The organism is Verrucosispora sioxanthis, from assembly GCF_010560025.1.
In the GTDB taxonomy this organism is placed as follows: Bacteria; Actinomycetota; Actinomycetes; order Mycobacteriales; family Micromonosporaceae; genus Micromonospora; species Micromonospora palythoicola.
Genome location: NZ_SAIY01000001.1, coordinates 446,710 through 461,109 on the forward strand (window position 1 = coordinate 446,710; position 14,400 = coordinate 461,109).

Below are 14,400 nucleotides of genomic sequence, written 5' to 3' on the forward strand. Positions count from 1 at the left end.
ATGCCGATTCCTGCGCGCGCTGGCGTCGTTGCCCGGTCACTGCTGCGCGACGACGCCTTCCGGGCGATCCGCGACGCGATCGTGAACGGGACGCTGGCCCCTGGTGAGCGGCTCAACGACGGCGATCTCGCCCAGTGGCTCGGGGTCAGCCGCACGCCGGTGCGCGAGGCGCTGACCCGGCTCGAGGAGGCGGGCCTGGTCCGGACGAGGCCGGGCCGCTACACCATGGTCAGCCCGCTGGACCTGCGGGCACTGCGTGGTGCCCAGTCCGTGACCACCGCGATGCACGAACTGGCGGTGCGCGAGGCACTGCCGAACCTGTCCACCGCCGAACTGGACGCCATGCGGGCGGCGAACGCCCGGTTCGCGCGGGCGCTCCGGGACGACGACGTGGACGCCGCCGTCGCGGCGGACGACGACTTCCACGGCGTCCTGGTGGGCGCCTCGGCGAACGCGGCGCTGCGGTCGGTGCTCGACCAGTTCACGCCCGCGCTGCGGCGGCTGGAACGACTCCGTTTCGCCTCGCTGAGCGGCCGTGGCTCCGTCGCGCAACACGAGCGGATCATCGCGCGGTGCGCGGCCGGTGACGTCGAGGGTGCGGTCGCGGCCACCCGCGCCAACTGGCAGACCCTGGCCCCCCTGCTGGACACCGCGATCGACGCGGGCGGGCCCGACACCTGAGCTACCGCGGCAGCCGCGCCGCCTCGTCGATCTGGTGCGTCACCCGACAGGCGACCTCCCGCAGCGCGGTGACCTGTTCCTCGGTGAGCCCGTCGATGACGAACCGGCGTACCGCCGCGACATGCCCCGGTGCCGCGGCGACCACGAGATCCCACCCGGCCCCGGTCAGCACCGCCCGGTTGTAGCGGGGGTTCTCCGGGTCGGGCTCACGACGCAGCAGGCCTCGCTGCTCGAGACGCTTGACGACGTTCGACAGCCGGGACAGCGAGCTGCTGATCTGGCTGGCCAGGGCGCTGAGCCGCAGGGTGCGCCCGGGTGCCATGGACAGGCCGCTCAGCACGAAGTAGTCGAACAGCGTGAGGTCGTGGTCGCGTAGCAGCTGCGCGTCGAGCGCGCCGGGCAGCTTGAACATGAGGCTGGCCAGGGCGAGCCAGGCCTCGCGCTCGCACTCGTTCAACCACCGGGGTTCCTCCGGCATGCCGCCCAGCCTAGCCGTCGATCGCGCGGCGGGAGGTGAGCCATCTCGCATTCACTTCAGCCTTGAACCTCACTGGCTCTATCGTCGACTTCAAGCTTGAACTCAACAGACCTTGGAGTTGTCGTGACCCTGTTCCGACTGGACGCCAGCATCCGTACCCACGGGTCCGCGAGCCGCGAGATCGCGGACATCGTCGAAGCGGAGTGGCTCGCCGCTCACCCCGGTGACCCGATCGAACGTCGCCACATCGGCGTCGACGCCCTGCCCGCCACCGCCTGGGCGGCGGCGGTCACCGCCGGGACGACCGCGCCCGAGGAGCACACCGCCGAGCAGCGCGCGGCCCTCGCCCTCGCCGCGACCCTGGTGGACGTGCTGCTCGCCGCCGACGCCGTCCTGTTCGCCGTGCCGTTGTACAACTACGGCGTCTCACAGCACTTCAAGACCTACGTCGACCTGGTCAGCACCGACCAGCGCGCATTCGGCGAGCCGTTCCTCGCCGGCAAGCGGGTCGTGCTGGTCACGGTCCGGGGCGGAGCGTACGGGGGTGGCACCCCCCGGGAGGGCTGGGACCACGCCACGCCGTACCTGCGCCGGATCATCGCCGACTGCTGGGGAGCCGACCTCACCGTCGTCGAACGCGAGTTCACCCTCGTCGGCGTCAACCCCGCCCTCGACCCGTTCACCGACCAGGCCGCGACGATGCACGCCGAGGCCCTGCAGGCCGCCCGGGAGGCCGGTCGCGCGCTCGGCGCCGTTCCGGTCCCAGCCTGAGCCGGCCACCGGGAACCTGCCGGGCAGTCCGTGCCGCACACCGAGGTGTGCGGCACGGTTGCGACCGCGCCGTCCCTGCCCGACATCACAGCTCGACCATCCACGCGGCAGGCGGGATTCGCCGACCGTTAACGCCCGCGCCGGACGGGGGTCAACTTCTCGGGGGAAGGTGACCGCTTGCCTGCTTTGTGCGGGCGCTTCTGAGGTGGACTCTGCGTGGGACGGGGCCGGCAGACAATGCGATCCGACGTGACCGGAGAGACGACCCTGTCCGTGGTCGTACCGATGTACAACGAGGAGGCCGTGATCGACGGCCTCGTCGCCCGACTCCGCCCGGTGCTCGACGACCTGCACGTCGACTATGAGGTGGTGGCCGTCGACGACGGCAGCCGAGACGCGACGGTGGCGCTGCTCACCGCGCAGGCGCGGGACTGGCCGCAGCTGCGCATCGTCCGGTTGCGGCGCAACAGCGGCCATCAGGCGGCGCTGACCGCCGGCCTGCACCGGGCTCGCGGGCGGTGGGTGGTCAGCCTCGACGCCGATCTCCAGGATCCACCGGAGACGATCGCCGAGATGTTGCGGTTGGCGCGGGCCGGTGCCGCCGTGGTGTACGGGGTACGCGCCGACCGCAGCACCGACACCTTCTTCAAGCGGCACACCGCGCGGATCTACTACCGGCTGATGCGGCGGATCGTCGGCGCGGAGGTGCCCGCCCAGGCGGGCGACTTCCGGATGGTCAGCCGGGAGGTGGTGCAGACGCTGCGTCGGCTGCCGGAACGGAACCCGGTCTACCGGCTGCTGATCCCGGCCCTCGGCTTTCCCAGCGCCGAGGTCCGCTACGTGCGCGCGGCCCGGCACGCCGGACAGACGAAGTACCCGCTGCCGCGGATGATCGCGCTGGCCTGGGACAGTGTCGCGAACTTCTCCGCCGCGCCGTTGCGGCTGGCCACCTGGCTGGGCACGGGCAGCTTCCTGGCCTGCCTGGTACTGATGGCCTTCGGCGTCGTCGGGCATCTGCGCGGGGTGACCATCCCCGGCTGGACGTCCCTGTTCGTCGCGGTGCTGCTGCTCGGCGGGGTGCAGTTGGTCTGCCTGGGCCTGCTCGGCGAGTACGTCGGCCGAATCTACGCCGCCGTGCAGAACCGGCCGACCTTCCACGTCGGGTCGGACACCGCCGACGACCGGCCCACCGGGACCGAACACCGGTCGGCCGACGCACGCCCGGTCGCTGCCGTCCGTGGCTGAGTCACCGCTGCCCGCCACCCACCCGCGACCGTCCGCCGTTCCGTCGGCACCGCCTGCTCGGGGACCGGTGGGCCCGGATCCGGCAACCGCGCAGGGCACGGCGGCACCGGTGCCGGGGACCGATCCCGGTGTGCCCACCCGTGGCCCGGCCTACCGTGAGGTGCTACGCCGGTCCGCCACGCTGCTGCCCTGGCTGGCCGTGCTCGCCGTGCTGCCGATCTGGTGGTGGGACGGCGGCATCCCGATTGCCGAGGTGGGGGCGTTCGGGGCGTACTGGACGTTGGCGGTGGTGCTGCCGGGGACACTTGTGCACCGGGCGTTGCGCGGCAGCCGGGGCAACCTGCCCGAGGATCTCGGCTACGGAGCGGCCACCGGCCTGCTGCTCGAACTGGCCGCCTGGGCGCTCGCCGCCGCCACCGGAGGCCAGCACCTGCTGCGCTGGTGGGCGCTGCCGGTGGTCGTGGTCTTCCTGGCCGTGCCCCGATTGCGGCGGCACTGGCGCACCGGACCCGGCCGGCGGCTACCGCTGGCCTGGCACTGGGCGATCTGCGCGGTGCTGCTGCTCATCGCCGTGTGGGGTTACGCCAACTGGCGGTCGTTGCCGCTGCCGCCGGCCGACTACGCCTACTACCCGGATCTGCTCTACCACCTCGGACTGGTGCACGAACTCACCCGGGCCATGCCCTTCGAACTGCCGCACCTGGCCGGGGAGCCGCTGCGCTACCACTACCTGTCCGACGCGCACGTCGCCAGCGCCAGCATGATCACCGGCGTGCCGCCGGCCACGGTGCTGCTGCACCTGTGGGTGGTGCCGGTCGCCTGGGTCGCCGCGCTGGTCGCCGCCGCCCTGGTCCGCGAGCTGGCCGGACCCTGGTCGGCCGGTCCGCTGGCCGCCGCCGGGGTATCTGGGCGCCTCACCCACGCTCGGCTCGCCACTGGACATTCCGTGGACCCGCGCGCTGTCGTACGCCAGCCTTTCGCAGACGTACGCGCTGCCGCTGCTGATGCTGCTCGCCGCCGTCTGTGTCCAGGTGTTGCGCGGGCGGGCCCTCGGCCCGGCCTGGGTGCTGGTTCCGGCGCTCGGCCTGGCCTGCGCGGGCGCCAAGGCCAGCGCCCTGCCGCCCCTGATCGCCGGACTCGGGCTCGCCACGCTGGCCGCCTGGATCCGTCGTCGTCGGGTGCCGTGGCGCGTGTTCGCGGTGCTGGCATCGCTGGTCGCTGCCATGGTCGTCGGTTACCGGCTGTTCGCCGGTGGCGGCGCGGGCACCCTACGGGCCCAGCCCCTCGGGCTGATCCGCCATCTGGTGCCCTATCAGCAGACCTACGGTGCGGACGACGGCGCCCAGTTCGGAGGGTTGCTGCCGCCGGGCCTGGCCGAGGCGGACGGGACGGCCGGGTGGCTGCTCGCGGCGGCTCTGTTCGGCTCGTGGCTGCTGCGGCAGACGCCTCGACTGGCTGGCGGGCCGCTGCTGGCCACACCGGCCCGACGCGATCCGGTCGCCTGGTTGTTCACCGGTGCGGTCGCCGCCGGCCTCGCGGTGGCCTGGCTCACCTACCACCCCTCCGCCAGCCAGATCTACTTCTGGCTACCCGTCATCCCGTTCGGCGCCCTGCTCGCCTGCTGGCTGCTCGCCCGGATCCGGGTGCGGTGGCCGGTGCTCGTGACGGCCGGTCTGCTCGGCCTACTCGCCCAACTCCTCGCCCCGCCGCTCGGGTCGCCGCCCGCGCTGACCCAGGCGGAACGGGCCGTCGAGTCGGTACGCGTCGCCAACGCCAACGACTGGATGACGACGCTCGGCTGGTCGGCTGCCCGGTACGCCGCCCTGATCGTCCTGGCCGCACTGCTCGCCGTCGCGGTGGAGGCGCTGCTCCTCACGTGGCCCCGGGCCGCTGTCACCGCCCGCCGTGCCGCCCTGGTCCGTCGGCTGGGCCGCCCGGCGCGGACCACGCTGCTCGGCAGATCGGCGCTGGCCGGAACGGTCACGGCACTGCTCGGTGCCAGCATCGCCACCGGAGTGGAGATCCCGGTGCGGCACCTGCTCGCCCGTGCGGACCCGCTCGCCGCCATCAACCAGCAGCTCGTGGTCTCCGAGACCGAGATGCGGGCCGCGCTCTGGCTGCGGGAGCACACCGACCCCGACGAGCGGGTCGCCACCAACGTGCACTGCCGACCCGTACGCACCACGCCGCACTGCGACGCCCGCGCCTACTGGGTCACCGGCCTGGGCGGCCGCCGCGCGCTTGTCGAGAGTTGGGCGTACGCCGACGACGTCGTCGCCGCCCACGGCCGTGACGGTTACGGCTACCCCCGACAACCCGCACCCGACCCGGCGCTGTTCGCCCTCAACGAACGGGTCTTCACCGATCCCACCCCCACCGACCTGGCCCGGCTCCGCGACACCCACGGAGTGCGCTGGTTGCTCGCCGACACGAACGCCGGACCGGTCTCCACCGACCTGGCCCGGCTCGCCCCGGTCCGCTACACCGCCGGCCCGGTCACCATCCACGAACTGCCCTGACGTCTTCCGGCACGGGGTGCCGACCGGGACCGGGGGTGGTCGGCTCGCCTCGGCGAACCGACCACCCCCGACCCGACAGCTCAGAACAGCCAGGTCGGCAGCGCCGGGGCACCGCGCAGCGGCACCGGTGGCTGTGCGGTGGGGCCGGACTCCTGGCTCGGCGTCCGACCACGGGCCGACGTCGTGCCCGGCGGCGGGGCGGCGGCGCACCGGGTACCTTCCGCCGGCACGACCCGGTCGATCAGGTACGTCTCGATGGCCTCGTCCGCACAGCTCACGCGGCCGTACACGATGTGTCCCCAGCCCTCGTAGGTGAGCAGTTCGGCGTGGTCACCGAACTGGTCGGCGGCACCGAGCGCCCAGTTGTAGCCGGTCGCCGGGTCGTGCAGCGAGTTGACCAGCAGCAGTTTCGACTCGTTCGTCGGGTTGATCCGCCGCTGCGGGTTGTTCGCCGAAGTCGGCCAGCCCAGGCAGATCGCGCCGACCGACGCCCGGGGCGGGTCCGGCAGGTCCGGTGCGGCCCGTTGGGCCTCGGCGAGAATGGACCGCCACCGGGTGACGTCACGCGCCTTCAGGTTCCAGTCCTGGCAGAGCACCGCCTGGTACGCGAAGGGCACCACGGTCGGCGGTTCGTCGGCGACCTCCCGCGCCACCGCCGCCGAGGTCCCCCACGGCCGTCCCGCGTCGACCCGCTCCAGCTCGGCGGCGATCTCCAACCAGTACGGCTGGTAGTTGAGATTGCCCAACACGAAGTTGACCAGATCCCGCTGGGTGATCTTGTAGCTGTGGTCGTCCGGATCCGGCAGCTCGCCCCGGGCGGCGCGGTCGAGCAGCCGTTGCCAGAACTGGCGGATGTCGCGGCCGTACAGGGCACACTGCGGCAACCGGGAGCAGCCCGCCACGAACTCGTTGAACGAATCCTGCCCGGTGGCCGCCTGGGTGACGGCGAACCCACGCGCGTCCTGGCTGTGGTCCATCACGCTGTCGGCCACGATGGCGCCGACGCGGTCCGGATACATCTCCGCGTACTGCTGGGCCATCAATGTGCCGTATGACATTCCGAGGAAATTCAGCTCGGTGTCACCGACGGCCGCGCGTATCGCGTCGATGTCCTGGATCACCTGGATCGTGTCCACGTGATCGAATACCGGCCCACTGTTGGCGCGGCAGTCGTCGGCCAGCGCCCGGCTCGCGGAGACCATCCGGGAAAATGCGCTGGATGTTTTGATCGGCTCGACCGGCAAATCGTTGATCCGGTCGAGAGTGCACATGATCGGTGAACTGCGGGCCACCCCGCGTGGGTCGAATCCGACGATGTCGAAATGACGACGCAGTTCGTCGCCGTAGCTGGCCCACAGCGCCGAGTCGACACCGGAGCCGCCCGGACCGCCCGGGTTCACCAGCAGCGACCCGCGGCGCACCGCCGGATCCGTCGCCGGTCGCTTGGCCAGCGCCAACTCGATGGTCGGCCCGTCCGGATCGGCCCAGTCGACCGGTACCTCCAGGGTGCCGCACAGGGCGCCCGCGTCCTGCTCGCACGGCATCCACTCCACGTCCCCGCTCGGGGATGCGGACCCGGACGACGGGGCGAGCGGCGCCAGCACCACCCCCACGGTGACCCCGGCGAGCAATCGCCGGATCAATTTTCTGCGCATGCTCCCTCTTCCAGATCGTTTTCCGGCTTTCCGCCGGCCGGTGCTGAACGTAGCGAATGCGCCACGGTGCGGGGTTACCGGAGAATGTCGTCGTCACTACCATTCAGGTCGCGACCCGAATGACCGGAATGACAGGATCCGGGAGCGCTCCCACGGATCGCTCGTGAATGGCGAGGTCAGGCAGGAGAAATTGGGCGTCGCGACCGGCGGCCCGACATCCTTCCGACGATTGTCAACATGGCGGAGGTCACAGGCGGCGGCGATGTTCGCGCTAACATCAGAGGCACTTCATCGCGACGCCCGGCCAAATTGCGTGACGAATTGGAAACCCCGAATTCACGTACTCGAACGGCGGGTCCGCTCCCCGACCTCGGGCGTTCGGCGTACGGTCGGGTACGGCGATCCGCCGGTCGTGGTGGCTCTGTGCGGCCGGGACGCGCCGGCTGTCGGTTTTGCCGGGCGCGCCGACGGGCAGGAAGCCACGAGATCCGACGGTGGAGGCGACGCGATGAGCCAGCACGTACCCCAGGAGGCAGGGCGGGCCCGCCTGGTGAGAAGGGCGCTGGTGCTGCCGCTGCTCGGCGCTCTCGCGGTCGCCGCCGGCTGCGGAGGTGCCGACACCACCGGCGAACCGGACCCGGCCGCCACCCCACCACCGTCGGCGTCGAGCGTCGCGACCGAGCCGGCGACGGCCACCCCCACGGCCGACGCGACGGTGGTCATCCCGAAGTCGGCCTTCCTCGAACTGCCCGCGGAGTTGCGGAAGCTGCCGGCGCGCACGATGCCCGTCGCCGACGCCCTACCCGAGTTGTGCGACGACGGGTTCGGCACCGGCGGTCGGTCGGTCACCGCCAGCGCCGCGATGATGAGCGGCTACCGGCAGCCCGGCGACCCGCCCTCCAACGTCCCGTACGGCACGATCGCACAGACGATCTTCACCTTCTCCGGTGACGGCGCGGCGGACTACCTCCGGCGGCTCCGGGCGACCCTCGCCGACTGCGCCTCCTTCACCATCGACAACGGCGACACCGTGAAGGTTCGCAGCGAGGCGTTGCCCGACGCCGGCGACGAGGGACTGCTCGTCGTCCAGGTACGGCCGGCACGGAACCTGCCGGGCGACCTCGTCGAGGGCGAGACGACGACCACGCAGGTCGCCGTGGTACGGGTGGCCGACGCGGTCACCCTGCTGCACGACGAGGGGTGGGAAGGCACCAGCGGCGACCCCGCTCTGGTGGACGACTTCGTGCGGGCGGCGGTGGACGCCCTCGACACCTGGCAGCGCTGAGACCCGGAGCACGCCGGCGCCGAGCCGCTGTCAGTCGATGCCACGGAGTCGACGGCGCATGATCCAGGTCGACGCGGTGCCCTCTGCGGTCACCGCGCCCGTACCCGGGTCGATCGCCCTCCAGCGGTGCCGGTGCGGTCCTACGATCACGTAGCCCAACCTCGCGTAGAACGAGACGGCGGCCTCGTCGTCGACGTCCACGTCGAGACTCATCGCCTCGGCTCCCCGTGCCGCACCCGCCGCCTCACCGGCTCCGACGAGCGCCCGTCCGATGCCACGGCGACGGGCCGACGCGACCACCGCCAGCCCGTACAGCCATGGGTTCGGTGGGTCGCAGCCGTCCCGCCACCGGACGCTCACCACTCCCACCACGCGATCGGCGGCCACGGCGACGAGCATTTCCTCCGCGCCGCGCCGGGCGGCCTGGAGCCGCACCTCGGCGCGGTCCCGCGACCCCGCCATCTCCCCCAGCCCGTCCAGGTCGGTGTCCAGCGCGGCTCGGATCAACACCCGGATGACCGTACCGAGGTGCGTCATGCCGGCCACCGAACCTAAAGCTATTAGGTTCGCAGCTACAGGATGTAGGGTGGTGGGTATGGCACGTGCGAACCTGACCCGGGCGGTCGTCACCACCGCGGCGGCGGAGCTGGCCGACCGGGAGGGATTCGAGGCGATCACCCTGTCGGCGCTGGCCCGCCACTTCGGGGTGCAGACCGCGAGTCTCTACTCACACGTCCGCGACCGGTCGGCACTGCTCGACAGCGTCCACGAACTGGCCCTCGGTGAGCTGGCCGACCGGATCGCCGTGGCCATCGGTGGCCGGGCACGACGCGACGCGCTCACCGCCCTCGCCGACGCGCACCGTGACTACGCCCGCCAGTGCCCCGGCCGCTGGGCCGCCCTGCAACGGCCGGCGGCGGCATCGACCGTGCGGTCGGACGCGGCCGGCCGACTGGTCGCGCTGACCCTGGCGATGCTCCGTGGCTACCGGCTGCCGGAGACCGAACTCGTCCACGCCACCCGGCTGCTCGGCGCGACCATCAACGGCTTCCTGGCGCTTGAGGTCAACGGCAGCTTCGGGCACCGCGAGCCCTCCTCCGACGTCTCCTGGCAGCGAGCGTTGAGCGCGCTCGACACCGCCTTCCGCTCCTGGCCCACCGAAGAGAACCACTGATGGCCGTCTCCTCCGACCTTCTCCGCGGCGTCGCCGAGACCGAGGTGACCCCGCGCGGCATCCGGCCACACCGGCTGCCGGCCTGGGTACGGCAGCAGTTCCCGGACGGTCAGTTGCTCGCGATGGAGAGCCAGCCCTCCGGCGTACGCCTCGTCTTCCGGACCGCGGCGAGCACGCTCGACCTGGTGACCCACCCGACCCGGATCACCTACCTGGGCGCCGAGCGATCGCGTGGCCGCATCGACGTCTATGTCGACGGCGTACTCGCCCTCCGCGACCCGCTCGGCGGCGGCGACCGGGTGGAGGTCGACCTCACCACCGGCCAGAGCGTCTTCCATCCCGGGCAGGCGCACACCACACGCGTTTCCGGGCTGCCCGCCGGCCGGCACCGGATCGAGGTCTGGCTGCCGCACAACGAGAGCGTCGAACTTGTCGACCTGCGGGCGGACGCCCCGATCGAGCCGGACGACGCCACCCTGCCGCTGTGGGTACACCACGGCAGCTCCATCAGTCACGGCTCGAACGCGCTCGCACCCAGCGAGACCTGGCCGGCCGTCGCCGCCCGCCGGGCCGGCGTCGAGTTGCGCAACCTCGGGCTGGGCGGCAGCGCGTTCGTCGACCCGTTCCTGGCCCGCGTGATCCGCGACGCCCCCGCCGACTACATCAGCGTCAAGCTCGGCATCAACGTGGTGAACCTCGACGGGATGCGGCTACGCACCTTCGTCCCCGCCGTGCACGGCTTCCTCGACACCATCCGCGACGGTCACCCGGACGTCCCGCTGCTGCTGATCTCGCCGCTGTTCTGCGGCATCCACGAGGACACCCCCGGGCCGGGCGCGATCGACCCCGACTCGATCGGCACCGACCAGGTGCGTTTCGTCGCGACCGGAACACCGGGGGACGTCGCGCTGGGACGCCTGACGCTCCAGGTCATCCGGCGTGAGCTGAGCTCGCTGGCCGAGCGACGCGCCGCCGACAAGAACCTGCACTACCTCGACGGCACCACCCTGTACGGCCCGGCTGACGCCGTCGACCTTCCGCTACCGGACGGCCTGCACCCGAGCGCCGAGGCCCACCATCGGATCGGTACCCGTTTCGCCGAGTACGCCTTCACCCAGAACGGCCCGTTCGCGTAGGTGTCGCGGGGCTACCCCGCGGTGACCGGTCCGGCGGCGAACGAGTTCGGCTGGGCCTGGACGACGGGGAACGTGACTCCGGTGAGGTCTTCGGAGACGGCCCACAGTCGCTGCTGGACGGCCACCTCGTACGACTCCGGGCTGGAGGTGACCAGCCGAGGGTGGCCCATGACCTCCTGGCGTCCACCGGGACCGTAGTACTGGCCGCCGAGCACGGCGGGATCGGTGGCGGCGCGCAGGGTCGGCAGCGCGCCCATCGCCGGTGTCTGGGCGATCAGCGGCGCGAGCCAGGTGAGCGGAAGCCGGAGCGCTGCGGGGCTGTTGCGGGCGAGTTCGGTGCTGGACACGCCGGGGTGCGCGGCCACCGCGACCGTGGTGCCGAGCGGGGCGAGCCGGCGCTGCAACTCGTAGGTGAACATCAGGTTCGCCAGCTTGGACTGGCCGTAGGCGGCGACCCGGCGGTACGACCGCTCCCAGTGCAGGTCGTCGAAGTGGATCGCGGCCCGGATGCGGTGACCGACGCTGCTGACCGTCACCACCCGGGAGCCGGGCACCGGCAGCATCAGGTCGAGCAGCAGGCCGGTCAGCGCGAAGTGGCCGAGGTGGTTGGTGCCGAACTGCATCTCGAAGCCGTCCCGGGTGGTCTGCTTCGGGGTGTACATCACGCCGGCGTTGTTGATCAGCAGGTCGAGCCGGTCGAACCTGGAGCGCAGTGCCGCCGCCGCGGTCCGGACGGAGTCGAGCGAGGTCAGGTCCAGTTCCTGCACGGTCACATCGCCGGCCATCCGGGCCGCCGCCCGCTCACCCTTGCCGATGTCGCGGACGGCGAGCACCACGGCCGCCCCGCGCTCGGCGAGGGCCTTCGCGGTCTCGTACCCCAGGCCGGTGTTGGCCCCGGTCACCACGGCCACCCGCCCGCGCTGGTCCGGAATGTTCGCCGTCGTCCACTTCTCGCCCATGCCAGACTCCCTTTACGTACCGGAGGTATCTTGTGTCCGTAACGCTAAAGTACTATCGGTACGTTGTCAACGTACCGACGGTACGTAAGTTAGGATGGCGACCGTGACATTCCAGCGGGCGCGTACCGAGGAGCAGCGGGAGATCCGCCGGCAGGCGATCCTCGACGCCGCGTCGGCGATGCTCGACGAGATGCCGGTGGCCGCGGTCACGCTCAACGAACTCAGCCGCCGGGCAGGTCTGGCGAAGCCGAACGTGCTGCGCTATTTCGAGTCCCGCGAGGCGGTGCTGCTGGAACTGCTGGACCGGTTCCTGGCGGAGTGGCTGGCCGACCTGACAGCCGAGCTGACCAACGGCATCGACGCGAAGCTACCCATGGCCGAGCGGGCGGTAGCGGTGGCCGAGATCCTCAGCCGCTCACTCTCCGGTCGCGTGGTGCTGTGCGACCTCTTCGGCGCGCAGGGCAGCGTCCTGGAACACAACGTCTCCGTCGAGGTCGCCGTACGCCACAAGCGCGCCTCCCTGGCCCACCTGGCCACCATGGCCGAACTGGTCCAGCAGCATCTGCCGGAACTGGGCGAGAACGCGGAGCTGTTCGGCCTGCAAACGCTGGTCATGGCCGGCTCGCTGTCGGCGTACGCCACTCCCCCACCCAGCCTGGCGGCGGCCTACCAGGCCGAACCAAGCCTGGCCCGCTTCCACATGGAGTTGAAGGACGCCTTGAAGCTGGCCCTGACCGCGGCCCTGCTGGGCGTACTACCCCGCAGCTGACCCGACGGGATCGGACATCATCACCGCATGGGCGACCTGCTGATCAATCTGCTGGCAAGTGTCATCGCCGGCACGGCCGTCTGGCTCACGGGCTTCCTGCTGCGGCGACACAAGCTGAACCGGGCCCGTGCCTTCTTCGGCCTCGCCGCCGGAGCGAGCTGCCTGCTGGTGGTGTCCCGGCACGCCTCGTCGCCGCGCGAGTTCAGCGTCCACCGCCGCGACGTCGCCGCGCTCGTGGAGCTGGCGACCATCGCCCGCGAATGCGGCGCCCGGGCGGACCGGGTCGGCGAGAACCAACCGACCGGCGAGATCGGCCGGTTGACCGAGTTCTGCGTCGGCGGCCCCGGCGGCGCGAGCCCGCGCAGCGTCACGCACGTACGCGCGATCCTCCGTGGCGTGGCGTACGAGGTCTTCGACGAGGAGAAGCGTCGACTGTCGTTCACCGTCGGCGGCACCGAGTACGTCTACAGTCCGGAAACCAGCTACGTCCTGCTCGCCCGCTTCTGGGGGCCGGTCGGTGGACGCCCGGTGTTCTTCATCGGTGGCCTGACCGCCGGCAGCAACCTCGCCGGCGCCCGCTACCTGGCCCGGTACCACCCCGAGCTGTACCGCCAGTTCGGCGCCGACCGGCCGTTCGCACTGGTGCTGCGGATCGTCGAGCCCGCCGCGTACGGCACCGATTTCACCGAGCTGGCCGCCGACGTGACCGACGTGGCGTTCCAGCCGGCACCACAGCCTGGTGTCATCGACTCGGCCGGGACACCGCCGTCGACGAACTCGGACGACGGAGATCCACCCCGGACACTCCAGCCGGGCGTCTCGCCGGCACAGTAGGACAACACGGACCGACACCTGTCGGGGTGTAGGCAGGCGGAATGCCGGGTACCTCGCGCCCCAACCCCGCACCCCCGCCCAGGAGGACCCCATGACCGTCGTACTCGCCGTCGTCTGCAGCGACGGGGTGGTGATCGGCGCGGACTCCCAGATCACCGACAGCGACCGTGGCCTGAGCTTCCCCGCCCGGAAGCTGCACCCGCTGGGCTCCTGCGCCGCCTGGGGCGGCAGCGGCGCGCGGGGAGTACTCAACGACCTGCGCCCCCTCCTTGAGGACTCGGCCACCGCCATCCTCGAAGCACCCGACATCGGCGACGAGTTGCAGGAGCGCGTCCTGCCCGTCTTCAAGAAGCACTACGAGAACTACATCCCGGACGTGCCCGGCGAGGACGACGGCGGCGGGGTGTCGGCGTACCTGCTCGCGGCCGGCTACAGCCAGGGCGCGCCGTGGATCGTGGAGATCAACCCCAACGGGCTCATCGGCCGTTACGAGGACGTGGGCTTCCACGCCATCGGCTCCGGCGCGCCGATGGCCCAGCAGGCCGGCGCGCTGCTGTCCCACTTCCGGATGACCACGCGCACCGTCGAGTACGGCGTGGTGGGCGTGATACGGGTGCTGGAGGCGCTGGATCTGACCTCACCGTCGGTCGGCGGGCCGTTCAACGTCGCGTGCATCCGCGAGGAGGGCGCCCACCACCTCGACGAGAAGGAGATCGCCAAGGCGCTGAAGGACTCCCAGCGCTGGCGCGACCTCGAACAGGAAGCACTCGACCGGCTGTTCGACTGAAGCCGGCGATGACGGCCGACGGCTGCTGCAGCCAGGTCAGGTCGTAACCGACGACGAGCAGTTCCGCGGCATACGCCGCCCGTAAGGAGCTCGTAAGGCCGCCCGAG

General features: G+C 71.6%; 15 protein-coding genes. 10 read left to right on the forward strand and 5 right to left on the reverse strand.

The window, feature by feature from the left end; all coding sequences use genetic code 11:
• Entirely contained in the window at window positions 1-681 is a 681-nt protein-coding gene (locus ENC19_RS02020) for a GntR family transcriptional regulator (protein ID WP_164445432.1), read from the forward strand.
• A 1-nt stretch (window position 682) separates the two neighbouring features.
• On the opposite strand, the gene ENC19_RS02025 is transcribed toward ENC19_RS02020, so the two are convergent.
• Window positions 683-1,159: a MarR family winged helix-turn-helix transcriptional regulator gene (locus ENC19_RS02025; protein ID WP_164445433.1), complete on the reverse strand. Its 477-nt coding sequence runs from the start codon at window positions 1,157-1,159 to the stop codon at window positions 683-685.
• A gap of 123 nt (window positions 1,160-1,282) precedes the next feature.
• On the opposite strand from ENC19_RS02025, the gene ENC19_RS02030 reads away from it, so the two are divergent.
• Window positions 1,283-1,930 (forward strand): FMN-dependent NADH-azoreductase, encoded by a 648-nt coding sequence (locus ENC19_RS02030; protein WP_164445434.1) that lies wholly within the window; start codon window positions 1,283-1,285, stop codon window positions 1,928-1,930.
• Window positions 1,931-2,179: 249 nt separating this feature from the next.
• A complete protein-coding gene (locus ENC19_RS02035) occupies window positions 2,180-3,175 on the forward strand; it encodes a glycosyltransferase family 2 protein (RefSeq protein WP_281601690.1) in 996 nt (331 codons plus the stop codon).
• A gap of 357 nt (window positions 3,176-3,532) precedes the next feature.
• Here ENC19_RS02035 and ENC19_RS02040 read toward each other — a convergent pair whose 3' ends face one another.
• On the reverse strand, window positions 3,533-3,742 hold the full coding sequence (locus tag ENC19_RS02040) for a hypothetical protein (protein WP_164445436.1): 210 nt from the start codon (window positions 3,740-3,742) through the stop codon (window positions 3,533-3,535).
• 437 nt (window positions 3,743-4,179) lie between these two features.
• On the opposite strand from ENC19_RS02040, the gene ENC19_RS02045 reads away from it, so the two are divergent.
• Window positions 4,180-5,694: a hypothetical protein gene (locus ENC19_RS02045; protein ID WP_164445437.1), complete on the forward strand. Its 1,515-nt coding sequence runs from the start codon at window positions 4,180-4,182 to the stop codon at window positions 5,692-5,694.
• Between the two features lie 80 nt (window positions 5,695-5,774).
• On the opposite strand, the gene ENC19_RS02050 is transcribed toward ENC19_RS02045, so the two are convergent.
• Entirely contained in the window at window positions 5,775-7,349 is a 1,575-nt protein-coding gene (locus tag ENC19_RS02050) for an alpha/beta hydrolase (protein WP_164445438.1), read from the reverse strand.
• A gap of 508 nt (window positions 7,350-7,857) precedes the next feature.
• On the opposite strand from ENC19_RS02050, the gene ENC19_RS02055 reads away from it, so the two are divergent.
• The gene (locus tag ENC19_RS02055; RefSeq protein WP_164445439.1) at window positions 7,858-8,634 is read left to right on the forward strand and encodes a hypothetical protein; all 777 of its coding nucleotides are present in this window, start codon (window positions 7,858-7,860) and stop codon (window positions 8,632-8,634) included.
• A 30-nt stretch (window positions 8,635-8,664) separates the two neighbouring features.
• Here the strand turns inward: ENC19_RS02055 and ENC19_RS02060 are convergent, their stop codons facing one another.
• Complete coding sequence (locus tag ENC19_RS02060; RefSeq protein WP_164445440.1) at window positions 8,665-9,171, reverse strand: GNAT family N-acetyltransferase; 507 nt, start codon at window positions 9,169-9,171, stop codon at window positions 8,665-8,667.
• A 58-nt stretch (window positions 9,172-9,229) separates the two neighbouring features.
• On the opposite strand from ENC19_RS02060, the gene ENC19_RS02065 reads away from it, so the two are divergent.
• Both ENC19_RS02065 and ENC19_RS02070 read left to right on the forward strand, forming a co-directional pair.
• Window positions 9,230-9,808: a TetR/AcrR family transcriptional regulator gene (locus ENC19_RS02065; RefSeq protein WP_164445441.1), complete on the forward strand. Its 579-nt coding sequence runs from the start codon at window positions 9,230-9,232 to the stop codon at window positions 9,806-9,808.
• Window positions 9,808-10,944 carry a GDSL-type esterase/lipase family protein gene (locus tag ENC19_RS02070; RefSeq protein ID WP_164445442.1) on the forward strand — a complete coding sequence of 379 codons (1,137 nt, stop codon included), beginning with the start codon at window positions 9,808-9,810 and terminating at the stop codon, window positions 10,942-10,944. Before ENC19_RS02065 ends, ENC19_RS02070 begins: the two co-directional genes overlap by 1 nt.
• 11 nt (window positions 10,945-10,955) lie before the next feature.
• On the opposite strand, the gene ENC19_RS02075 is transcribed toward ENC19_RS02070, so the two are convergent.
• A complete protein-coding gene (locus tag ENC19_RS02075; protein WP_164445443.1) occupies window positions 10,956-11,903 on the reverse strand; it encodes an SDR family NAD(P)-dependent oxidoreductase in 948 nt (315 codons plus the stop codon).
• A gap of 94 nt (window positions 11,904-11,997) precedes the next feature.
• Here ENC19_RS02075 and ENC19_RS02080 point away from each other — a divergent pair, with 94 nt between their 5' ends.
• From ENC19_RS02080 to ENC19_RS02090, 3 genes are all read left to right on the forward strand, one after another.
• Window positions 11,998-12,672 (forward strand): TetR/AcrR family transcriptional regulator, encoded by a 675-nt coding sequence (locus ENC19_RS02080; RefSeq protein ID WP_166457894.1) that lies wholly within the window; start codon window positions 11,998-12,000, stop codon window positions 12,670-12,672.
• 27 nt (window positions 12,673-12,699) lie between these two features.
• Complete coding sequence (locus ENC19_RS02085) at window positions 12,700-13,506, forward strand: hypothetical protein (RefSeq protein WP_235944358.1); 807 nt, start codon at window positions 12,700-12,702, stop codon at window positions 13,504-13,506.
• Window positions 13,507-13,597: 91 nt separating this feature from the next.
• Window positions 13,598-14,293, forward strand: coding sequence for an Ntn hydrolase family protein (locus ENC19_RS02090; RefSeq protein WP_164445445.1), 696 nt, complete (start codon window positions 13,598-13,600; stop codon window positions 14,291-14,293).
• The last annotated feature ends 107 nt before the right edge of the window (window positions 14,294-14,400 follow it).